We start from the raw sequence: 22,402 nt of genomic DNA, 5'->3' as shown, positions 1-22,402 counted from the left end.
CTTGAGCGTGCCAATAGGTTAATGGGAAAGAAAATCCTAAAGAGTGAAGCGAGTCAGCTTCGGCCGAATACACAAAAAGCCTCCAAGATTTCTTGGAGGCTTTTTACTGTTGGGCAACCTAGGTTGCCCATCTGGTCAGCTTTGCTGTCGTTAAAATTAACGCAGCAACGACAGAACAGTTTGTGGAACTTGGTTAGCTTGTGCCAATACAGAAGTACCAGCTTGTTGCAGAATCTGCGCACGCGTCATGTTGGATACTTCAACAGCGTAGTCTGCATCTTCGATGCGTGAGCGCGCTGCGGACAAGTTGTTTACTGTGTTGTTCAGGTTAGCAATAGTGGACTGAAAGCGGTTTTGAATCGCACCCAAGTTACTACGCTCTTTATCAACTGCATTCAATGCTGCGTCTAGTTTGGTCAACGCATTGGAGGCACCTGTGCCGACGTTTACATTAGCAGTAGCGGTAAGAGTTGTTGCTGCTTTAGCTGCAGCAACAACTGTTGTATCTGTCACTTCTGCACCTAATTGGGCATTACCATCGGCATCAAAAGTGACCTGATAAGCCTTATCAGTCGCTGCGCCACCTGTAGTAGCTGTATGAGTTACAACTGCATAGTAACTAGTAACATCGTTAGTTGTGATAGATGTCATTTTTTCAGCAACAGTACCCGCCACAGGAATAGTTGCTGAAAAACCAGATGCGGTATTTGCTGCATCAGTGGCTACTTTCTGTTTAGCAGCAGTAGTTGCAACTTTTTGGCTGTCCGCATCAGTTGTAAATGACAAAACATCAAAACCTTTCGCGGCTACGGTCCGAGATTCGCCATTTACTTTTGCTGTTGGAACGGAGCCTGACTCGTTCAGCAAACTCCAGCTCTCGTTGCCACCAATTTTGATGGTAATGGTTTCGTTATCTTGTGCACCCACTTGAATTTTCAACTCAGCACCCTCAGTCTTGTTTTCCAAGACTTTGATGCCGTTAAAATTCGTTTGACCAGCAATGCGATCAATTTCAGCCAGACGCAAGTTCACTTCTTCCTGAATCGAGTCAATATCAGAGGCGGAGTTAGAGCCAGTGGAAGCCTGAACCGTTAGTGTACGAATACGCTGTAAGTTTTCGTTGATTTCGTTCAACGCGCCTTCAGTGGTCTGAGCCAAAGAGATGCCGTCGTTCGCGTTACGAGCAGCTTGTGTCAGGCCATTAACGTTAGCAGTAAAGCGGTTGGCAATAGCCTGACCGGCGGCGTCGTCTTTAGCGCTGTTGATACGCAGGCCGGAGGACAGGCGCTCAATAGCGGTGCCCAGCGAGTTCTGAGATTTGTTCAGGTTGTTCTGCGAAACCTGAGCTAGGTAATTGGTGTTGATAACAGCCATGGTAACTCCCAATGTTGAGTAGAGCGGCGAAACCGTTTCGCCCTTTGCCCAGGAAAGCGCTGACTTTCTGCTCGCCCCGCAAGGGGTAGTCGCGTATTCGACGCGCTGCGTTCTTCCTGTACACCAGCATTAACGGATGGGGCAAAAAACTCTTTAGGGGGCTGTAGAGAAAATTTTCTACCCTTAGTCTTTAAGCCTTGATGGATGCGGCTTCAAACAGCAAAAGAAAACGGGGCCATCTTTTGACGGCCCCGTTCCTTTAAACCTTAGCCACGCGGATTCAAACCGCGAATCCGCTATGGTTTACACCGCGATAGGCTTGCCATCCGCACGTTGAATCACAACGGTTGAGGAACGCGGGCGTACCGTGTTCATGCTGACGACCGTGGCGTCATGCGTGTCATAAGCGGGCCAGTTCACGGGGTGCTGAATGTTCAGGAACAGGCTGGTGTGGTCCGGCGTCATGGAAAAGCCGGTGATTTCGGCTTCGTTCGGCCCTACGAAGAAGCGGCGCAGATCTGCCTGGTTATTGGCATTGATGGCCGGGCCGGTGCCGCTGCTGTCGGCCAGCGAGCCAGGAATAACGGCCAGCATCTGGTCGTTGGTTGCGCGGGCTACGTTGTTCTTACGTCCTCCGTCGATGCCGTTGTCTGTCTGAATCCACAGGATGCCACGGCTGTCGAAACCCAGGCCGTCCGGGCTGGCCAGCTGGTTAAGGTCGGTCAAGCCCGAGCGGTTGGTGTCGGCATCGGCACCCGAGTCCGAACCAAATACAAAAATATCCCACTTGAACTTGTTGGAGCCGGGCTCATCGTGCCAGCGGATGATGTGGCCGTTGACGTTGTTCAGACGGGGGTTGGCCGCGTTGGTCCCTGTGGAGGCGTTGCGGCTGGTGTTATTGGTCAGCGTCAGGTAGATGTCACCGTTGCTGGGGTGGGTGGCGGTCCACTCGGGACGATCCATCGGAGTGGCGCCCACAAAGTCGGCGGCACCGCGGGTGTTGATCAGGATGGCATCCAGGCTACCGAACTCGTCAGCCAGGGTGCGACCGTTTTTACCAGCCGTGCTGCCGGTCAATGCCAGCCATTCACCCGAGCCATCTTCGTTAAAGCGGGCCACGTACAAGGTGCCTTTGTCCAGATACTTGGCTCCAACGGCCAGGCGGTCAGTGCGCTCTGCATCTTTCGGGTCCCAATTGGCTGCCGACACGAAACGGTAAACGTATTCAAAGCGCGAATCGTCACCACTGTAAAAGGCCAGGGGTATGCCGGCTTCAGGCTTACTGTAGGCGCAGCCTTCGTGGGCGAAACGGCCCATGGATGTGCGTTTGGTGGCAATGCTGCTGGGGTCGTAAGGGTCGATCTCGACCAGGTAGCCAAAACCATTGACCTCGTTGCGCCAGTCCTCAGTAGCGCTGGCACCCGTTTCAGTTACGTTAAAACGCGTGAACTCGCCCAGCACTTCGGACGGGTCTTGGGCAGCGGTTTCCCAGAGGTAACGGCCGGTTGGGCCTGCCGATACGCCTACCCGCTGCTGGTGGGCAGGACGTGTGCCTGTGTTCACAAAGCAGGCGGCCCAGTTCTCTTCAGCCGTGATGTAGGTGCCCCAGGGAGTGGTGCCATTACCGCAGTTGTTATTGGTGCCGCGCACTTGGGTGCCGTTGGGCGAGAAAGGAGTCTTGGTCCAATCTGTGCCGCCAACCGGGCCAGCCAGCTTCATGGCGGTGGCCGAGGTGAAACGGCGGTTGTAGCGCGAATTCTGGACGATATCCCAGCGGCCGTTTGTGCGGCGGATGTGGATGATGGCTACGCCGTGGGCATTGATTTCTTTGCGTACTTCCTCGGCAGGGCGCTTGCCATTCACCACAGTCGGGCCCTTTGGGTGCAGCGCTTTTTCGTCAATGTATTCGTGGTTGACGGCCAGCAGGCCCTCAGTGGAGCTGCCTTCCAGAGGGAAGAAGTGCATGCCGTCATGGTGCATGCCCATGGAGTTGAGCAAATCGTTGGAGCTGTTATTGCCGTTCTGATCCCAGGGCAGGGCGTTGTCATTGATCGGCGTACCCCATGGGGCAAGCACATGGGCAATGTAGCCTTGGGGCACAACACAGCCATCTGTCATGGAAGTGGGCAGGGACTCAAAACCCAGCTTGACGCTTGCAGGTGGTTCCGGATCGGGATTGGGGGTTGTGCCGCCGTCGTTAGCAGGGGTGTGGCCACCCGTACTGCTGCTATCACAGCCCGCCAGGCCAAAACTGCTCATGGTGGCCAGAGCGGCTGCCAGACCACCGCGCATCATCGCGCGGCGAGACAGGCTGATTTCCAGTACTTCACTGAAGGGCTTGTTCTGACTGTGGTTGCGCACAGTCTTGTCGGAGATGTGTTTGCTCATAATGATGATTAGCACCAAGGCTGGGTTGTGGGGGTAGCGCTCATGCTAGAGGGTCAAAGTGAAAGGTCTATGACAAACACCTGAATGAGCCACAGCCTGGTTTTTTGAAGAGCAACAGGACGTGCTGTTTCAAGCGGAGCGCGCGTCGTAAGAAGGCGCGGTGGGCGTCTTTTTCTGCGTCTGATGCGAGCCAAGGATGGCTTTGTTTTTGATTAAGGAAAGTCGCGCATTCGCTATTGTTAGGATATTTGATTTGTTTTATGTACAGCCCCGTACATTATTTAGATTTATTGCTCGAAGTCGGGGCCATCCATTTCCTATCTATTTAGTACACAAGCACTAAAACCGGTTTTGCTATTTGCAGTCGTTCAGGAACTTTTAAGGTTTAAGGGCGTGGTTTTCATTGTGTACGCCCTATGAATGGGCATTTTCTTGGGGGCTTTGGGACTTACTATTTGATGTACTATGTTTCTTTTTTTTCTTCGGGAACTCAATGAAGCAAGGGGTTTTACTGCGCAGTGGCCGCGCCGATGCTTTTATGGCTTTAGGTGAGGGCGGCCGACCGGTATTTCGCTCCGCTTTACAGTTGCGAGAAGCCTTGCGCCGTCGGGCCGGCAACTTTGCCGATCACCTGGCGATACCGCAAAGCAATGAGACGGGTTCCACGCTGGATTGGTACAGCCCTGTTTCCGGTCAGGTGGTGCCCTGGACGGCGGCAACTGAGCAAGAGCGTGAAGAAGGGCTTAAGCAGTTAAGCGCTTTCCAAGTCCGGTTAAACGAGATGGCCCCCGCTCTGGATGAGCAAGATACAGAGGCCTTGGGTGACAAGGCCTTGTTCTCCAGTTTGCTGCGCCGTGTTCTGTACTTCCCGGACGACAACTTTGTTTATCTGGTCGACGGCAAACCCGTCCTGACCTTCTGGGGTTTTCAGCACCACGGTGCGGACCAAAACCAAGATCCTTTATTGCCCCTGATGCCCGCGCCCAAAGCGGCCCCGGTGGTTGCGCCTGCTGTTGTGCCGCCCATTGCCCCTGTTGTGGCTCCCGTGCTCGCCCCGGTTGCGGCCAGTTGGTGGTCCCGCTGGTGGTGGCGTTTGCTGGCTTTGTTGTTGCTACTGGCCTTGCTCTTGTTTGGTTTGCGCTGGTGCACGACACCTGTCGTGCCAGATACGCCTTTAGGCTCGCTGACTTCCAGCGTGGGTAGCTACCTGCCTGAGAAAATGCGTAACTGGTTGGGTTGGTCCTTGCCTAAGCTGGATGCAGGCGCGTTGGTGCCTGGTGGCCGGGTTGACGTGCCCACAGGCAGCGTGCCCGCTGCGGCAGGGGTGGCTCCGGGCCTTGAGGCTCCAGGGGCAGACGCTCCCGCTGCACCGGCTACCCCCGATGTCCCTCAGGCTCCTGATGCTAGCCCGCCAAGCCCGCCGGCAGATCCGGCATCCAATCCGGATGCAAATCCCGCGCCGCCAGAGTTGCCGCAAGATCCGGCCGCACCGCCTGCCGATCCTGCTGTGCCTCCAGCACCTGACGCCAATCCAGCGGCTCCCGCCACGCCTGCCGCACCTCCTCCCGGTTCCCTGGTTGTGCCACCTGATGCCTTGCAGTCCGGCAAGATGGACTTCTTGAACGGCCAGTGGGCTGCTCGCATGGGTGTGCAAGATAGCCAGACCGGCAAGCCCGTGCAGCTTCAATATCAGTTAAAAGATGGGGCAGGTCATGTGCAGATCAAACGTGGTGATGGCGTGCAGTGTGAAGCTCCGGTTTCCGCTGCCGCTGACCAAGGTCGTTTGGTTCTGAACGCCAACTCCGCCGCTAAATGCACGGACAATGCTGCTTACGACATGCCCAAAATTGTGTGTGATCCCGGTGCGGCCGGTGCTGCCGCCCAATGCGCAGGCATGTATGGCTCCGATGCCTTTCCTTTGATCTTGCAGCAATCCGAATGATGAGTGCTTGAATCTTATGTTGCCTGAATTACTCAAACACGATGGCTTGGTTACCTTGATCGAAAACACCGGAGTTCAGTTTATGGACTTCGGTTTTGACATCAACGCTCCCACTTTGGGCAGCAAAAAGCTGGGTGCCTTAAGCCACTCTTTCTTCAGCACGAACGGCCAGAACTGGCGCTTCCTGTTTGATGGGCTGCAGTTTGGTCAAGAGCAAACCCTGTTCCACCAGCCCGAGGGCGAGGTGGGGGTGTACCAGGGGGGTGGACGCAACGAGCAAGAATGCGATGTGGCCTTAAGCCGCACGCTGGACCTGTTCGATGGCCTGTGGCTGCCTGTTCCTTATGTGCGCTTTGTGGCACCGCATCGCTTTGACAGCGGCCCAGCTAGTTGGAGCCGTCTGCGTGTCGTGCGTCTGGATACGCCGGATCGCGATGGCAACACGCACCGTATTACCGTAGCCTGCGACACCAGCGTGGTGGACTTGACCGAGGGCGCGGCCTATCTGGCCCCCTTACGCGAAGATATCAATGCCGGTGCCTTGTTCCGCATTGCCTGCGACAGTGCCAATATGGACTGGTTCCTGAATCGGGAATGGGTACAGGAATGGTTGCTGGAAGTCTATAAAGACAACGTCAACAAGACACGTAATATCGATTTTGGCGAAGACATCAATGCTTTGCGCTCGGCACAATTGCATTTTTTGAATCTGCTTAGCCTGTTTGCTCCGCCGCATGAATGTGTGGATGGCCGCTCGGAATCCTGGGTGCGCTTGCCGGACATCAAGGTGCTGGCTGCCAATTGGCAAAGCGAGCAAGTCATTCCTGTCGATCTGGTGCTGGACGTGGGTAACTCGCGGACCTGCGGGATCTTGATTGAAAACCACGGCCAGGACGACTCGGGCTTGCGGCAGAACTATGTGCTGCAACTGCGCGATTTGTCTCATCCGCATCAGGTGTACAGCAAGCCGTTTGAAAGCCGTGTGGAGTTTGCACAGACGGACTTTGGTAAGAACCACTTGTCCCTGAAAAGCGGTCGTCCCACGGCATTTTCCTGGCCCACCTTGGTGCGGGTTGGGGATGAAGCGGCGCGTCTGGCGGCTCGCCGTCGCGGAACTGAAGGCACCACCGGCCTGTCCAGCCCCAAGCGTTATTTGTGGGACGAAAACGAATACAAGCACGGCTGGCGTTTCAGTCAGCAATACGACCGCTCGGATGCAGAGCCACGAGCCTTGGCGGCACCGTTTTCCCTGCATATCGACGAGCGCGGCGAAGCGCTGTACACCCTGGACGAAGACGACCGCTTGCCAGTCTTTGAGCCTTTCTATTCTCGTAGTTCGGTCATGACCTTCATGCTGACCGAAGTGCTGGCCCAGGCGCTGCTGCAGATCAACAGCCCCGCGCAACGGGTGCGCCAAGGCCACTCGAATAAGCCTCGTCGCCTGAGCAATATCGTCTTGACCGTGCCTCCGGGCATGCCTTTGGTCGAGCGCAGCTTGCTGGCCGAACGCCTGCGTCAGGCTATTGGTTTGTTGTGGACCAGTATGGACTGGTACCAAGGCGAAGAAGACCCCTATGGTCTGGAACTGTCGGAGTCAGGCAAAACACCAGACAGTTTGCGCGTTCCCTTGCCCGAGTTCCGTGTGGAGTGGGATGAGGCCACCAGCTCGCAATTGGTGTACCTGTTTACCGAGATCACGCAGAACTTTGCAGGTCATGCGGACGAGTTCTTTGATGCGGTCGCCGCTCCCTACAAGGAAGACCGGGAAACGCTGACCCTGGGCATTATCGACATTGGTGGTGGCACGACTGATATCGTTATCAGCGATTACACCTTGCGCCGCCCAGCGGGGGCGGGCGGGGGTAGTAATCTGACCATCTCGCCCAAACAGCGTTTCCGCGACAGCTTCCGGGTGGCCGGGGACGATATCCTGTTGGACGTCATTCAGCGTTATGTTCTGCCTGCCTTTGAAGATGCCTTGAGCCATGTCGGTGTTGAAGATACGGATGTGTTCTTGTCGCGTTTGTGCGGCAATGAAAAAGCCGATGCCGACAAAGCCGTCTTGCGTCAGCAATTGGCTTTGCAAGTGTTCGTGCCACTGGGCCTGGAGTTCTTGAAACGCTACGAAGCCTACGACCCGAATGAAGACCCGCGTGCCATCCAGTCCTTGCCTTGGGGCGAACTGCTGGAGTTCGAACACTTGCTGGGCGATCAGGCCAATGCACCGCTGTCTCATGCCTCGGCAGGGTCGGCGGATGCTCTGCCACGGGTATCAAGCAATGTGGTGCAGTATGTGCTGGACGAGCTACACAAACATGCGGGCAAACGGGTTGATTTTGAGTTGGCCCAGGTTGAGCAGTCCTTTGATCTGGCGCATCTGCATCAAGGTCTGGTCAGTGGTTCTTTGAACATTAACGACCCTTTGCGCGCCTTCTGCGAAGTGCTGAACTACTACGATTGCGACATTGTGCTGATGGCCGGACGCCCCTCGCGTCTGCCGGGTGTACAAGCCTATGTGCGTTCGCAAATGCCCGTATCGCCAGCGCGACTGCTGCCTTTGCATAATTACCGCACCGGCAGCTGGTATCCCTTCCATACCAATGGCCGTATCGATGATCCTAAGAGCACGGCTTCGGTCGGCGCCATGTTGTGCCTGCTTTGCTACAACATGAACATTGACCAGTTCAATTTCAAAGTATCGAATCTGCGCCCCCGTTCTACGCTGCGTCATATCGGGATTATTGACTCCAATAATCAGATCAAGGATAGGGACATCGTCTACAAAGACGTGCTCCAGCAAGACCCTGATACCCGCGAGGAAGTCGTGACACTGGAGAGTGTCAGCAGTGAGGACTCCGATGGCTATCACCTCTTGATGCAGGGCAGTTATCTGCGACTGGGCTACAGACAACTGGATGTAGAGCGCTGGCCTGCCTCGCCTTTGTACTACCTGCACTTGAACGAAAAGGTGCGTCGCCAGATGGCCGATGCGCCGGACGACGATGGCCAGTTGCCATCCATGGAAGTGAGCCTGCAAGTCAACCAGAAAGTGCGCGACAAGCAAGGCCGCCGCATGATCAGCGACCGTCTGGAAGTGCGCCGCTCGGCTCCGCGTGATTTCAAACTGACTGGCTCAGTCTCCAAACCCGTCAAGATCCAGCTCAACACCATGCTGGAAGCAGGCCTGGGTGATTCTCCATATTGGCTCGATAGCGGGAGCGTAGTGCTCAAATGATGGACATGACGACCTTACAGCAGCATTTGTGCCAGGACTGGCAGAACGTATACCAAGGTGCCGGAGAGGCTATCGACTGGGTGACACAGGCTCGCGGTTCCTCGCAGCGCTTGAACGCCCAGGCAGACAGCCTAGTGCTGGAACTGCGCCGAGCCCGTAACACTGCCCGTAGCTTGGGTGTGGTGTCGGGCCGCCCCATGACGATTGGCTTTTTCGGGCTGTCGCAAGCCGGTAAGTCCTACCTGATTTCCAGCCTGGCCGCCGGTAATAATGGCCGTCTGGAAACCAATTATGGAGGCCAGACGATCGACTTTCTGCGGCATGTAAACCCGCCTGGGGGCGGTAAAGAAGCCACCGGTTTGGTGACTCGTTTCAGCCGTAATGCCACTGCTGGCCCTGATGCCTATCCGGTCGAACTGCAGATTTTTTCTGAAGTCGATATGGTCAAAATTCTGGTCAACAGTTATTTCAATGACTTTGACAAAGAACAGGTTGGCTACGTCTTCTCGTCGGAGCGGATCAAGGCGCTGATCGATTCGCTTAAAGGCCGTGCTGGCGCTGCCGATAAAGGCCTGAGTGCCGATGATGCGGTATCCCTGTGGGATTACGTGCGCAGCAGTTTTGGCAATACCACGCGTTTGCTCGACAGCACGTACTGGCCGGAGGTCATTAATCTGGCCCCCAGCTTGCGTCTGGAAGACCGGGCCCAGTTATTCTCGATCCTATGGGGCGAGCAAGCCGAACTGAGCGAACTGTATATCGGTCTGGCTAAGGTGCTGCAAGCGCTAGGCCACCCCTCCAAAGTTTACGCACCGCTGACCGCTTTGATTCGTCGCGAAGGCGATGCTTTTGTGCAGCAAGACAGCATCATGAACGTGGACGTGCTGGAGTCTCTGGGCAGTCCTACAGAGAAAAGCCTGAGCGTTTTGCCGGTGCGTGAGCAGGACGGTCAATACCTGGCAGCTGCACAAGCTGTAGAAGTGCCTTTGGCGCACTTGGCCGCTCTTACTGTCGAGCTGACTTTCCCCTTGATGGGCGAAACTCAGGCCGGTGGCGTCGACAAGGTAGATTTGCTGGACTTTCCCGGTTATCGCGGACGTTTGAACATCCGCTCTGTGCAGGACGCGGGCGCTGCATCGGAAAGTAGTGGTGGCAACCCTGCCTCGCAACTGATTCTGCGCGGCAAAGTGGCGTATCTGTTTGAGCGCTATACCGACCAGCAGGAAATGAATGGCTTGGTCATGTGTACCGCGTCGGACAAGCAAAGCGATGTGAAAGATGTAGAACCTGTGCTGACGCGCTGGGTTCATCGCACCCAAGGTGCCACCCCGCAGGAGCGGGAAAACCGCAAAGTGGGCCTGATGTGGGCCATCACCATGTTCGACAAACGCATTGGCGCTTCCCTGATTCAGGATGATGCCCAGGTGCGTGATAGCTGGGATGGCCTGATGAAGATGAGCTTCAAGGAGCGCTTCGGCCATTGTGAATGGTTGCAGCAATGGAAGCCAGATAGTCCATTTTCCAATACCTTTTTGGTGCGCAAGCCGGGCATGCCCACGCCCTTTATCGACCTGAACACTGAGAGTCAGGAGCTGTCCATTACCGCGTCTGTCGCCGAGAAAATGGATCGTATGCGTGGCAGCTTTATTGAAAATCCGCTGCTTGCACAACAACTGAGCGATCCGGCCCAAGCCTGGGATGCCATGCTGGCTTTGAACGATGGCGGTATGCAACGCCTGCGCGCTTATGTGGCCCAGATTGGCGGCCTGGACTTCAAACTGATGCGTCTGCAAGAGCAGTTCCGCAGCCTGCATGAAACCCTGGTTAAAAAGTCTCTGCATTCCTGGTATAGCCAGGACGGCGATCAGCAGTCCGTGGTCAAAGAGGCTTTGGCCAAGCTGTTTCGCGAGCAATTGCCTGCCTATCGCGCCATTGTGGGCGAACTCTTGGCAGCCTTGCATGTGCCTCAAGACACTTTGCGCGAATTGTTTTTAAGTTTGGGCTCCAGCAAGTCCGAGCCGGATGAGCCGGGCGTTCTGACCCAGGAACAGCCGTTCGAGCAGCAATATGCCGATCTGGTGTACCGCACTTGGTTGAGCCAGCTGCGTGAATTGCCCGCCAGCCGTATCAATCAGAACGTGCTGCGTATGCCGGTCGATTTGCTCTCCAGCGTGGTCGAGGAATTGATTGTGGCGTCGGACCGTTGGGATCTACAGGGCAAGCTGCTGGCGGTCTTGACCAAGCGCCGCCAAAGCGGTGTGCGTCGCGAGCGTCTGGCTGACCGTCAAGTCTGCAATGTGGCCATGACGATCAGCGAGTTTGTGACCTGGTTCTACCTGAAAGGGGACAAGGCCAGCCAAGACTTCTTCACCACGCCTAAGGCCTTTGGCCAGGATGGGATGCCAGCTTTGCCTGCAGAGCCTCAAGATCACGGCTTGAGCTTTTTTGAACAATGGATTGCCGCATTGGCACACACCACCTTGCATAACGCCGGTTATGAAGGTGGCCGCGAACTGAGCCTGGAACAAAATCAGGCTTTGGGACGTATTTTGGAACGGTTTACGAATAAGAGCGTGGCATGAAATTAAGATTCAATTTGCAGGCCTTGGAGCCTGCCGTCCCGGGCCGTGCTCGTTTGTATGTGCGTAGCGTGGATGAAGATGATGAGCTTGAACTGGGCGATTACTCCATCGCCATTCAGCGTAGCCAGAACAGCTATTACCTGCATTCGGCCCAAAGCTGGGATGCGTCCCTGCGTTGGTTGCCTCAGCAAGGCTGGGTCGAACATGAAGACGGCATCGCGGTTTTACTGGGTCCAGATATTGTGGATTCGCTGCTGGCCAACTCCAGCGATGCCTATCAATTCACGCTGGCTACGGCTGATGGTCGGGAGTTGGGTAAAAGCCCGGTAAAACTGGATAAGGCGATTTTGCCGTCTACGGCCGGTGGCAATGCCCAGGCCATGGAATTGACGATGCCGGTGGCCGCTCCCGAAGCGCCTGCTCCCGAGCCAGTCCTTGAAACGCCCCCAGTGCTTGAGGTAGTGGAACCCGCTCCAGAGCCGATACCGGTAGAAGCGCCTGCCCCCGTAGTGGAACCACCAGCACCTGCCCCTGTGGCCCCTCCGGCCAAAAAGGGCGGCATGGGTAAATGGATTGCACTGGTCGTGCTGTTGCTGATTCTGGCTGGCGCAGGCTACTGGTTCTATAGCCAATCAGCCAAGGACAGTCCTGCTGTGGCGGATGCGCCGGAGGATAAGCCTGCCGTAGTTGCGACCGATGCGTGTTCCATGGACAAGCTGGCCGATCGCCCCGGTCTGCAGTTTGTACAAGAGTGCGTGAAAGAAACCAAGACCTCCGAGCAATGGTTGGCTGTTATTGAAGAAGCCAAGAAGGCGGAGCAGTGTGATGTGGCCCAGCGCTTGTACGTGAACAAGGCGCAGTCCGGTGATGTGAAAATTGCCATGGCCTACGCGCGCGAGTACGACCCCAAAGATCATCAGGCACACGCTTGCTTTAGCAAACCCAACCCGGCGACTGCCGCGTATTGGTATGAAACCGTTTTGTTGTCCGAACCCGATAATGCGCAAGCCAAGGCCCGCTTCCAGGAGTTGAGTCAATGATGATGCGTCCCCTTGTTCGATTGAGTTTGCTCGGTGCGCTCCTGTTGGGCGCAAGCCAGGCACAGGCCGCGGCTCCCTTGCTGCAAGAGGGCAAGAAGACGCTGTATCAACGTGTGTTGACTACTCCGTCCTGCCGTCTGTTTTCGTCGGAAACGGAGCAGCAGGGCAAGCCCGTTCCTGCTTTCAGCCGCTTTTATATCTATCAGCGTAACGAGCAGGGTGGGGCAGAGCGCGTGCAGGTGGGCCCGGATAGCCAGGGCAAGACTGTGGGCTGGTTGGATAAGGCCTGCACGGTGGACTGGAAAATGCAGTTGACCTTGGCTTTTACCAATCCGGCCAACCGCGACCGCATGTTGTTTTTTCAAGAGCGCACGTTGCTGGAAAAAGTCCTGGATACGCCCGACCCGGCGACCTTGGTAGCCCCTATCCGTCAGGCTCTGCGTAAAGACTCGCAGGCCGATGGCGTGCTGGCGCAAGAGCCTGAGTACTTTGTGGATGTACAGGAACAGTTCTACCTTTTGCCTGTCTTGAGCGGTGAAGAGGTCATGACTGAAAACGGCTTTCGTACCCGTTTGCTGAATGTGGCTTCGGTGACCAAACACACGGCAGATCAAAAAGAGCCGGATGCCGCCAACAAAGAACCAGAGCAGGCCCAAGATCAGGATGCCGCCCAACGCACATCGCAGATCAAGGGCTTTAGTGCGGCGGTGGTCTTTGTCATTGACTCCACTATTTCCATGGACCCGTACATTGACCGCACCCGCGAGGCCGTGCGCAAGGTCTATACCAAGGTGGAAGAGCAAGGTCTGTCCGATCAGGTCAAATTTGGCTTGATCGCGTTCCGCTCTAATATGGACGCTGCCCCCGGCATTGAGTACCTGACCCATGTGTATGCGGACCCCAACTCCGTGACCAGCAGTAAGGACTTTCTGGATAAAGTCGCTGACCTGAAGCAGGCCAAGGTTTCTACGGTTGCTTACGACGAAGATGCTTACGCCGGCGTGCTGGAAGCCTTGGATAAGGTGGACTGGAATGCCTTTGGCGCGCGTTATGTTGTGCTGATTACTGATGCCGGTGCGCTGGAAGGCAGTAATAAATATTCGTCCACTGGGCTGGACGCCCCGCAACTGCGTATCGAAGCGGCTAAGCCGGGCGTGGCGATCTACACCCTGCATTTGAAAACCCCTTCGGGCAAGAACAACCATGCCAAGGCGGAAGATCAATATCGCGAACTGTCCACCTACAGTGGCACGCAAACGTCCTTGTATTACCCCGTCAATGCAGGGGACGTGAACCAGTTTGGCAAGATGGTCGATAGCCTGGCAACGGCGATTACCGAGCAGGTCAAAGTCGCCTATCAAGGCGGTGATGCTATTGGCAGCGCGGCGCATGCTACGGAAACTGGCGATAAGACAACCGACCAGATGATGTCCGACGCCGAGCTGATTGGCCATGCCATGCGCCTGGCTTACCTGGGTAAGACCTCCGGCACGACGGCGCCTGAAGTGTTCCATGCCTGGATCAGCGACCGCGATCTGGTACGCCAGAACATCCCCACCACGGATGTACGTGTCTTGCTGACCAAAGCGCAGCTAAGCGACTTAAGCGATGTGGTCAAACAGATTCTGGATGCAGCCAACGAAGGCATGATCTCGCCCACCGATATGTTTAACCGCCTGCGCTCGGTAGCCGCCGCCATGGGGGCCGACCCCAGCACCTTGAAGCAAGAGAAGGGCACCAAGTTGGCTGAACTGGGCTTGATGAGTGAATACCTGGAAGACCTGCCTTACCAAAGCGCCGTGCTGACCTTGGATGAGGACACCTGGGCCAGCTGGGACGCCTTGAGTCAGGAGAAATTCATTCGAGACCTGAGCACCAAGTTGCGCTATTACGAGCGCTATAACGCGGATGCGGATCGTTGGGTGTCGTTGGCCGAAGGGGCCGATGCACGTGATGACGTTTACCCCGTGCCCTTGGAAATGATGCCCTGACATGCTTCGCATCAAGCAGCTAGAGGTATCTCGGGGGCAAGGCCCTCAGGCTTTTCGTGTACAACTGCCCGAGCTTGCTCTGGACGCGGGTCAGATTGTGGCCGTCACCGGCGTCAGTGGCTGCGGCAAAAGCACGCTGCTGGAAACCTTGGGGCTATTGCTGCGACCCACTCAGGCTCAAGTGTTCACCTTGGGGCAAGAAGCCAAGGATATTAATGCCTTGTACGCCAGCGGACGAGAGTCTGATTTGGCCCAATGGCGGGCCAGAAACCTGGGCTTTGTGCTGCAAAACGGCGGCTTGCTGCCGTACCTGTCGGTGTGGGACAACATGGTTTTGCCACGTCGATTGCTGGGACTGCCCGTCAAGGCCGATCACCTGGATGCGGCCATTTCTACCTTGAAACTGGACCGTCTGCTGAGTCTGTACCCCAGCGCCTTGTCCATTGGCGAACGCCAGCGCGTGGCTTTTTCGCGTGCCATTGCCCATGCCCCTGGTCTGGTGTTGGCTGATGAGCCCACTGCAGCGCTGGACCCTGAAACAGCTCACAATGTATTCCAGCTTTTTTTCAGTCTGGCCAAGGAATTGCAGCTGGCGGTTCTGCTGGTCTCGCACGATTGGGATAGCTTGAGCGAGTTCTCCATTCCCTGTTTGCAGGCTAAGTTGGAACCGGGCTTGAGTATTTTCGTCCCTGAGGCGGCAAGCTCATGCTTCTAAACGTCTTTCGCCTGGCCTGGGCCGACCTGCGCTTTGATTGGCGTATCTCCTTTTGCATGGTCGCCGCCATGGTGGCGGTGGTGGCCCCCTTGCTTTTGCTGTTTGGTTTGAAGCACGGCGTTGTCACCCAGTTACAGCAAGAACTGCTGCAAGACCCGCGTAATCTGGAAGTGAAGATGCTGAGCAGCGGCAGCTTTGATCAGGCATGGTTAGAGACGCTGCGCCAGACTCCGGGTGTGGGTTATGCCATTGGGATGACGCGCTCCCTGAATACTCAGGCCGATCTACGTCTGGACCGACGCCGCTTTCTGGAAAGTGTCGAAGTGCTTGCCAGCGCGCAGGGCGATCCTTTGCTGCAGAGTCAGGCCCGCGATCTAGCTCCTAATGAAATCATCCTTACTCAGGAAGCGGCTCGCAGGTTGGGTTGGACGCTGGGTGAGCCGGTGCATTTGCGCTTGAGCCGCCGTCTGGATGGCCGACTGGAATATGGCGACAAAGCCATGAATGTGGTGGATGTTCTGGCTGAGCACCGTTATTCGCGCCCCGCTATGTTTGTGGCTCCGGAGACCTTGCTGGCTCTGGAATATGCCCGCGATGGATTTCAAATTCCCGATTTTGCCTTGATGACAGGCCAGCCCTTGGCGGCCGACATGCCGGTGCTATACGCTCGCGCTCGTGTCTATGCCAGCTCCATTGATCAGGTTGGACAGGTGGCCAAGGGCTTGGAGCAGCAGAACATTCCAGTTGCCAGCCGCTATGCCGATATTGAGAACGTGCGCGCCATCAACCGGGTCTTAAGCTTGATTTTTGGCGTGATTGCCCTGACGGCCATTGTGGGTTGCGCGGCCTCTCTGGGCGGCGCATTTCTGGCGAACGTAGACCGCAAACGCAAAGATCTGGCGGTCTTGCGCTTGTTGGGCATTGATAGCGGCGGAGTCATCCGCTACGTGCTGATTCAGGCGATTCTGCTTAGCGTGATCGCCTATGCCTTGGGACTAGGCCTGTATGGCCTGGGTAGTACCTTGTTCAATCAACTATTGGTGGGAGACGGGCTCCAGACCGATTTCGTGTCTCGTATCACCTTCGCCCACGCTGTCTATGCCTTATTAATGGTGATGGGCTTGGCCTGTGTCGTTGCGGCGATAGGGGCATGGCGAGCGGTCAGAGTTCAACCTGCGGAGAGTTTGCGTGAAATTTAATCCTTTGTTCAGTGCGGCAAGTCTGCTGCTGGGTGTCAGCGCAGTGGCTCAGGCTGCTCCGTGGGACGAGAAGTACTACAACCCCAAGCCGGCTGAGGGCGATGTGATCTTGCCCATGCCCTGCGAAGGTGCGATGGTGTTTCGCCGTGTGGGCGTGCCAGTGGCTGGCCCCTTGGATGATATGCGCGTGGTGGTTGGCCAGGAAGCCGAGGAGTGGGGCTATATCGAACACAAGCGCCCCGAGTTCATCGCTGGCAGCTTTACCGATAGCAAAGCCGGGTCTTCGCGCTACTACTTGATGGCCAAGTACGAGCTGAACAAATTGCAGTATCAGGCCATGACCGAAGCCACGTGTCCCACGCCCAAAAACACGCTGGTCGTGCCACAAGCCGAGATCAGCTGGATGGACGCCGTGCGTTTCTCCGATCTGTACAACCAATGGCTGCGCGAGAACGCAGCCGACAAGTTACCCAAAGAAGATGGCTTGGCTGGCTTTGTGCGCTTGCCAACGGAGATTGAATGGGAATACGCGGCTCGGGGCGGCTCGACCCTGTCGTCAGCCGAGTTCCGTGATGTGCGTTACCCCATGCCGGAGGGCATGAACGAATACGAGTGGTATGCCGGTTCGCAGTCCTCTAATGGTGCGGTGCAATTGATGGGGCGGCTGAAAGCCAACCCGCTGGGTCTGCACGACATGTTGGGCAATGTGGACGAGCTGATTCTTGAATCGTTCCGCCTGAACAAGCTGGATCGTCAACACGGTCAGGCGGGCGGTTTTGTGGTGCGTGGCGGTAACTTCCTGTCCAAGCCCGAAGCGCTGCGTTCCTCGGCCCGTAAGGAATTGCCGTATTACGGCCCCAAGGGCCCAACCCAATCCAAGAGCACCGGCATGCGTCTAGCCTTGGTGTCGATTGCCTTGACCTCGCGCGAACGTGTGCAGGCGATTGAAAAAAGTTGGCAAGCTTTAGGCACCGAACAAGGCACCGCCAACCCGAATGCACCGGCGGAGGAATCGGCCGTGCAGCGTCTGAGCTCCTTGGCCAGCACCCTGGAAGACGACACCCTGAAAGCTCAATTAAAGCAATTGGAAGGGGATTTACGGGCGGCCAATCTGCGTCAAGAAGAAATGCGTGACCAAGCTATTCGCGCCAACCTGGAGCTGGGTTCTTTCCTGTGCACCAAGCTGAAAGACGATGTCTTGTTTGTGGAATTGCTGCACCGAAATTACGACGCGCTGTGCGAAGCGGGCACGGACGACAAACAATGTGCCAGCCGTAAATTAAAATTGGACGAGCAAGAGGATCGTGTCACGAAATTAGCGCGTTATTATGCGAGTAATTTAATTGATGCGGCATCGTTATATGGTTTGACCTTGCTGGAAAAACAGGTGCCGGTAGAGCGCCAGATGATGGAACAAAACAAGAGTCTGAGCGCTCTGAAACCCTATCTGGAAGTGCATTGGAAAAATCAAAAGGATTATCTGAAGACAGATTCTATTGATATCAATGCCTGGAAAAATAGTTGTAAATCGATCCCCAACTCGTAAAGAGCGAGTCAATAAAAATAGACGTACTTCAAATGGAAGAGGAAGTTATGCAACACGTGCGCCGTTTTACCCCTAGAACCTTGCTGGGCAGCCTGATGCTGGGTATGGCTTTGCTCTCGGGTTGTGCCAGTACGGGAAGCAGTTTGCTGGGTGGTGCCCAGGCCGATGATCGTCTGACCAGTGGTCAGGATGCGAAGTTCTTTAGCCGTTCGGGCTTTCAGGCATGTGCGGGTGCCGCCGCGGTGGGTGTGCTGGCTTGCATGGTGTCGAACTCCAGCAATAAGGCAGCTTGCGCCATTATTGCGGGTGTGGCGGCTTGCGGTGTGGCCATGGGTACGAACTACTATTTGGACCAGCGCCGGACTGAATACGCCAATACCAGCGATCGACTGTCAGCCATGCAGGCGGACGTGGAAGCAGATACGGCCAATATCATCGAACGTACCAATACGGCCTCGCAAGTGATTGCCGATGATAAAAAGCAGATTGCTGACATCGAAAAGCACATGAAAGAAAAAACGATGGAGAAAAAACAGGCTGAAAAACAATTGGCCCGTATCGATAAAAACATCGATGTTCTTAATCGTGATCTGAAAAATATGAACGAGAAGGTTGCGTTGTACCGTGATGTGGCAGATGCCGAACGTAAAGACGGTGGTAAAAAATCCGAAGTTCAGCGCCTGGATCGTCAGATTGATCAAATGAATGTGAAAGTGGCCGTACTGCAAAAAGAAGTAGACGACCTGTATTCCATGCGTTCCGCCGTAACTTTGGGTTAAAGAGCTTCTTATGCGAGTATTTCTGCGTTGGACCCCCTTGGCCGCCACCCTGTTGCTGGCGGGTTGTGCCACCACCATGAGCGAGTGCGATCCTTCCGATAGGGATGCCGGTTTCTTTACTAAAATCAGCTGCGACACCTCGGGTGCGTATCGCCAGCATATTGATGCACGCGAACAAAGCTTGCTGAGCAGTCAGGAAGCCAATGCGCTGTTTCATCAGGTCTATAAAGATATTCAGACTCAACAGAGCTTGAGCAAAGCCAGTCTGGCTCAGCAGCGTCAGGCCCAGACCGCCTTAAACCGCTCCATGGGTCAATTGGTGCGTAGTGTGCAGGCCAGCAAAGGTAAGGAAGCGGGTCTGCAAAACCAGCTCAAGGACTTGGACAAGGGCCTGAAAGACGTGAACCGGTCTACCGAAGATAACAGCCCGGCCGCCGTGGCCAGGAAGCAGCAGCAATTGCAAACACTGCAAAAAGACGTCAGCCGCTTGCAGTCCAGCCTGGGTTACGACGAGTAAGCCTATGCAGCGAGTCATTCTTGATCCGGTCGGACCATCCTCAGCCTATCAGCAGCATCAGCATGCGCTGAATCTGTTGAAGCGCCAGGATGAACCTTTAACGCATTTGTTTTCCACCTATCAGGCTGACGGTTCAGATACCACGGCCTGGTGGACGGGCATGCAGGGGCAAGCGGTACCCAAGAGCAGTTTGTCTGCGGGACAGCAGCAAGCCTTGGATGCGCGTTATCAGCAGTCGCTGGACCGTATCGAGGCGCTGAGCCGTCAGTTGGAGCAGCAGGGGGCGACGCAAGACGCCCAGGCCCTGCAAGCCTTGTTGAACGATGTCTCTGCGCAAGGGGCCATCTACAGTGTAGGCGGCAAGCCCTTGCTGATGATGAGCGAAAACCCAGCATTATCACCCGAGCCCTTGTTTGCGGCGTATCAGAAACGGGTAGCGCCGCCACCGCCTCCCGTCGTACCGATGGCAGCGGCAGTGGGTGCTGGGGCAGCTGCCACGACCGTGGTGGGTTCCAAAGGCCGCCCATTCCTGTGGTTTTTGTTAGCCGCTTTGCTGGCCCTGTTGCTGGCGCTGCTCTTGTCCTGGTGGTTCAAGTGGCCCCCTGGATGGTGGGACAAAGAAGTGCTGCCGCCGGTTGAGCCGCCTGCGCTGATCAAGCCAGAACCCGTCGTGGAAGAGCCGGTCGTGCCACCCACGCCGCCAGCACCGCCACCCGAGGAACCCGTGGTTCCCGAACCTGTGGTGGAGCCAGTCAAAGAGGAGCCTGTGCCTGCGCCGGTTGTGGAAGAGCCGCCTGCACCGCCTCCCGCACCGGAGCCGCCGCCCAAGCCCGAGCCACCACCTAAACCGAAGCCAGAGCCCAAGCCTGAACCTAAACCGGGTTCCAAGGTCTCGTCCGATCCTAACTTTGTGTGTGCTCAGGACGAGAAGGGTGAAGTGCTCAAGCCCGAGGTCTACATTATTTTTGATTCCTCCATGTCCATGCTGCTTAGCGTCGATGCCAAGATCCAGGACGAGGAATGGTTCTTCAGTCAGGATCTTGACGATGTAGGCTCCTGGAGTGATTACGCGACGCAACGCGCTCAAACCCTGTTCCAGGGCACGTCGCGTATCAATGCGGCACGCAGTGCTTTCTCCAGCATGGTGGACAGCTTGCCTTCCGGGCAGGACTTGCACTTGGTGACGTTCGCCCAGCAGTGCGCAGCGCCTAATTATCAGGGCCGCTTTACGACGGCACAGCGCGGGCGCTTGAAGAACTTGATCCAGAATATTGAGGCTAAAGACAGCACCAATCTGGTGCAGTCCTTGAATCTGGCCGCCAGCCGGGTGGACGGAGTGAATCGGGATGCCTTGATCGTCTTGTTTGTGGATGGCAATGACGGTTGCGATCAAGATATTTGTGCTGTGTCACGCAGTATTGCTCGTGCTAAGCCACGTTTGCGTATTAATGTGGTGGATATCACTGGTCAAGGTCTGTCGGCCTGCGCAGCCAGTGCGACCGGTGGGGTCACACTGGCTCCGAAGCAATCTGGTCAGATTGCCAAAGCCTTGCGTGATGCCACCACAGACTTTGTAAAGCGTGCCGAGCAAGCCTGCAAATAAACGCTGCGTGGTCTCGTGCTTTGATCAGCCTGGGTTCGCCCAGGCTGATCCGTTTGTGGACAGCTAGAAAAAGACAGCGTCACAATAGGAGGCCGCGCCCTCGTGTATTTGCGCCACTTGGGATGACACTATTCAGTGCGGTTTTTCTGTTGAACTACGCATAGACTGTGGAAATGCCTACTTCGCCCTCTCGCCCTGACTCGCCCGAACGCCGCCTGCGCCGTATGAAGCGCAGTGCCCTGGCTTTGTTGGCGTTGACCATCTGCCTATTTCTCTTGAGCCACGCCATGATGCGGCAAGGCGAAACCGCTCCCATTGCGGCATTTTGGCCCTGGCTGCGTGCCTTTAGCGAAGCGGCGACCGTAGGGGCCTTGGCAGACTGGTTTGCCGTAGTGGCCTTGTTTCGGCACCCGCTGGGTCTGCCATTCCCGCACACTGCCATCATTCCTAACAAGAAAAATAGTCTGGGTGAAAGCCTGGGTGTTTTTGTGCGTGACCATTTTCTGGATTCCGCCATGTTGCTGGAAAAGCTGCGCAGCCTGGACCCGGCAGCTCGTTTGGGGCAGTGGCTGTCGCAACCCGAGCAAAGTGAACGTGTTAGCCGCGCTTTGCAAACTGCCATGGCTGAGGCCCTGCGTTTGCTGGATGAGCGCAGCGTCAAACAAGCTCTGACGGATGGGGTACGAGCCTATTTGATGCGGGTGGATATGGCTGGCTCCACTTCCCAGATTCTGGGTTTGTTGACGCGTAATGCACGCCACCAACGCTTGCTGGATGAAGTCTTGCAGCAACTGGGGGGCTATCTGTCCAATGAGGCGGTCAAGCAGCGTGTAGCTGATGTGTTGGTACGCTACGCCCAGCGTGAATGGCCCAAGCTGCTGGCGATGGTGGGCGTAATGACCTCCGTAGACGAGCTATCGGGCAAGATGGCCGACCGTCTGGCACGGGCGCTGGTCGATGAAGTTCAAACCATTCTGAGTGAACCCGAGCATCCTTTGCGCAAAGACTACGAGCAGTGGGTACAGGACTATATTCAGCGTCTGGGCCAAGACCCGGACTTGATGGAGCAGGTAGAAGTCATCAAGCAGCGTTTTTTACATCATAAAGAGGTGGGTGAATATATTGATGGTGTCTGGACCGATGTGATGCGTGTGGTACGTAGTGATCTGACTAAGGAAGAGTCTGCCGTGGCGGCCCATTTGCGGCAGGTGGCCCAGGACCTTGGCACACGCTTGAATAATGACGCCACGCTGCGGGCCACGTTGAACGAACACATGCTGTCCGCCGCTGCAGGTCTGGCAGAGCAATTACGCGAAGGTGCTAAAGAGCATATCTCGCGCACCGTGCGCCAATGGGACGACAGGCAATTGGTGCGCGAGCTGGAGCTGACGGTGGGCACCGATCTGCAATACATACGCTTTAACGGCACAGTGGTGGGCGGTCTGGTGGGCGTGGGCCTGCACGCGATCTTGTTATTGGGTTTGGTGTAAA

At 56.0% G+C, this 22,402-nt stretch carries 14 protein-coding genes; 12 read left to right on the top strand and 2 right to left on the bottom strand.

What is annotated here, in order from left to right; translation table 11 throughout:
- Window positions 1-156: 156 nt before the first annotated feature.
- Together IE156_RS14925 and IE156_RS14920 are read right to left on the bottom strand one after the other, a co-directional pair.
- Entirely contained in the window at window positions 157-1,374 is a 1,218-nt protein-coding gene (locus IE156_RS14925) for a FliC/FljB family flagellin (protein ID WP_189393347.1), read from the bottom strand.
- Window positions 1,375-1,677: 303 nt separating this feature from the next.
- Window positions 1,678-3,762, bottom strand: a complete 2,085-nt coding sequence (locus tag IE156_RS14920) for a PhoX family protein (protein ID WP_189393345.1) — start codon at window positions 3,760-3,762, stop codon at window positions 1,678-1,680.
- 493 nt (window positions 3,763-4,255) lie between these two features.
- Here IE156_RS14920 and IE156_RS14915 point away from each other — a divergent pair, with 493 nt between their 5' ends.
- The 12 genes from IE156_RS14915 to IE156_RS14860 all read left to right on the top strand — a co-directional run bounded on the left by IE156_RS14915 (window position 4,256) and on the right by IE156_RS14860 (window position 22,401).
- The gene (locus tag IE156_RS14915) at window positions 4,256-5,704 is read left to right on the top strand and encodes an SrfA family protein (protein ID WP_189393343.1); all 1,449 of its coding nucleotides are present in this window, start codon (window positions 4,256-4,258) and stop codon (window positions 5,702-5,704) included.
- A gap of 16 nt (window positions 5,705-5,720) precedes the next feature.
- A complete protein-coding gene (locus tag IE156_RS14910) occupies window positions 5,721-8,939 on the top strand; it encodes a virulence factor SrfB (RefSeq protein ID WP_189393342.1) in 3,219 nt (1,072 codons plus the stop codon).
- Between the two features lie 5 nt (window positions 8,940-8,944).
- Entirely contained in the window at window positions 8,945-11,521 is a 2,577-nt protein-coding gene (locus IE156_RS14905; protein WP_189393340.1) for a virulence factor SrfC family protein, read from the top strand.
- Complete coding sequence (locus tag IE156_RS14900) at window positions 11,518-12,561, top strand: hypothetical protein (RefSeq protein ID WP_189393339.1); 1,044 nt, start codon at window positions 11,518-11,520, stop codon at window positions 12,559-12,561. Before IE156_RS14905 ends, IE156_RS14900 begins: the two co-directional genes overlap by 4 nt.
- Window positions 12,558-14,552, top strand: coding sequence for a vWA domain-containing protein (locus IE156_RS14895; RefSeq protein WP_189393337.1), 1,995 nt, complete (start codon window positions 12,558-12,560; stop codon window positions 14,550-14,552). Before IE156_RS14900 ends, IE156_RS14895 begins: the two co-directional genes overlap by 4 nt.
- A 1-nt stretch (window position 14,553) precedes the next feature.
- A complete protein-coding gene (locus IE156_RS14890; RefSeq protein WP_189393336.1) occupies window positions 14,554-15,267 on the top strand; it encodes an ABC transporter ATP-binding protein in 714 nt (237 codons plus the stop codon).
- The gene (locus IE156_RS14885) at window positions 15,258-16,466 is read left to right on the top strand and encodes an ABC transporter permease (protein ID WP_189393335.1); all 1,209 of its coding nucleotides are present in this window, start codon (window positions 15,258-15,260) and stop codon (window positions 16,464-16,466) included. The genes IE156_RS14890 and IE156_RS14885 overlap by 10 nt, the downstream gene beginning before the upstream one ends.
- Window positions 16,456-18,012, top strand: a complete 1,557-nt coding sequence (locus IE156_RS14880) for a formylglycine-generating enzyme family protein (protein ID WP_229841383.1) — start codon at window positions 16,456-16,458, stop codon at window positions 18,010-18,012. The genes IE156_RS14885 and IE156_RS14880 overlap by 11 nt, the downstream gene beginning before the upstream one ends.
- A 47-nt stretch (window positions 18,013-18,059) precedes the next feature.
- A complete protein-coding gene (locus IE156_RS14875) occupies window positions 18,060-18,791 on the top strand; it encodes a hypothetical protein (RefSeq protein ID WP_189393535.1) in 732 nt (243 codons plus the stop codon).
- 10 nt (window positions 18,792-18,801) lie between these two features.
- Window positions 18,802-19,308 (top strand): hypothetical protein, encoded by a 507-nt coding sequence (locus IE156_RS14870; RefSeq protein ID WP_189393334.1) that lies wholly within the window; start codon window positions 18,802-18,804, stop codon window positions 19,306-19,308.
- 4 nt (window positions 19,309-19,312) lie between these two features.
- Window positions 19,313-20,911: a VWA domain-containing protein gene (locus IE156_RS14865; protein WP_189393333.1), complete on the top strand. Its 1,599-nt coding sequence runs from the start codon at window positions 19,313-19,315 to the stop codon at window positions 20,909-20,911.
- A gap of 173 nt (window positions 20,912-21,084) precedes the next feature.
- On the top strand, window positions 21,085-22,401 hold the full coding sequence (locus tag IE156_RS14860) for a DUF445 domain-containing protein (protein WP_189393332.1): 1,317 nt from the start codon (window positions 21,085-21,087) through the stop codon (window positions 22,399-22,401).
- The last annotated feature ends 1 nt before the right edge of the window (window position 22,402 follow it).

Source organism: Alcaligenes pakistanensis (assembly GCF_014652815.1).
Lineage (GTDB): Bacteria > Pseudomonadota > Gammaproteobacteria > Burkholderiales > Burkholderiaceae_B > Alcaligenes > Alcaligenes pakistanensis.
The sequence above is the reverse complement of the archived record's forward strand: the minus strand, read 5'-3'. Positions and strand labels throughout refer to the sequence as shown.

Bases quoted from the DNA above. Each gene is read 5' to 3' on its own strand.
- IE156_RS14925 (WP_189393347.1), bottom strand. From the start codon at position 1,374: ATGGCTGTTATCAACACCAATTACCTAGCTCAGGTTTCGCAGAACAAC.
- IE156_RS14920 (WP_189393345.1), bottom strand. From the start codon at position 3,762: ATGAGCAAACACATCTCCGACAAGACTGTGCGCAACCACAGTCAGAAC.
- IE156_RS14915 (WP_189393343.1), top strand. From the start codon at position 4,256: ATGAAGCAAGGGGTTTTACTGCGCAGTGGCCGCGCCGATGCTTTTATG.
- IE156_RS14910 (WP_189393342.1), top strand. From the start codon at position 5,721: ATGTTGCCTGAATTACTCAAACACGATGGCTTGGTTACCTTGATCGAA.
- IE156_RS14905 (WP_189393340.1), top strand. From the start codon at position 8,945: ATGACGACCTTACAGCAGCATTTGTGCCAGGACTGGCAGAACGTATAC.
- IE156_RS14900 (WP_189393339.1), top strand. From the start codon at position 11,518: ATGAAATTAAGATTCAATTTGCAGGCCTTGGAGCCTGCCGTCCCGGGC.
- IE156_RS14895 (WP_189393337.1), top strand. From the start codon at position 12,558: ATGATGATGCGTCCCCTTGTTCGATTGAGTTTGCTCGGTGCGCTCCTG.
- IE156_RS14890 (WP_189393336.1), top strand. From the start codon at position 14,554: ATGCTTCGCATCAAGCAGCTAGAGGTATCTCGGGGGCAAGGCCCTCAG.
- IE156_RS14885 (WP_189393335.1), top strand. From the start codon at position 15,258: ATGCTTCTAAACGTCTTTCGCCTGGCCTGGGCCGACCTGCGCTTTGAT.
- IE156_RS14875 (WP_189393535.1), top strand. From the start codon at position 18,060: ATGCAACACGTGCGCCGTTTTACCCCTAGAACCTTGCTGGGCAGCCTG.
- IE156_RS14870 (WP_189393334.1), top strand. From the start codon at position 18,802: ATGCGAGTATTTCTGCGTTGGACCCCCTTGGCCGCCACCCTGTTGCTG.
- IE156_RS14865 (WP_189393333.1), top strand. From the start codon at position 19,313: ATGCAGCGAGTCATTCTTGATCCGGTCGGACCATCCTCAGCCTATCAG.
- IE156_RS14860 (WP_189393332.1), top strand. From the start codon at position 21,085: ATGCCTACTTCGCCCTCTCGCCCTGACTCGCCCGAACGCCGCCTGCGC.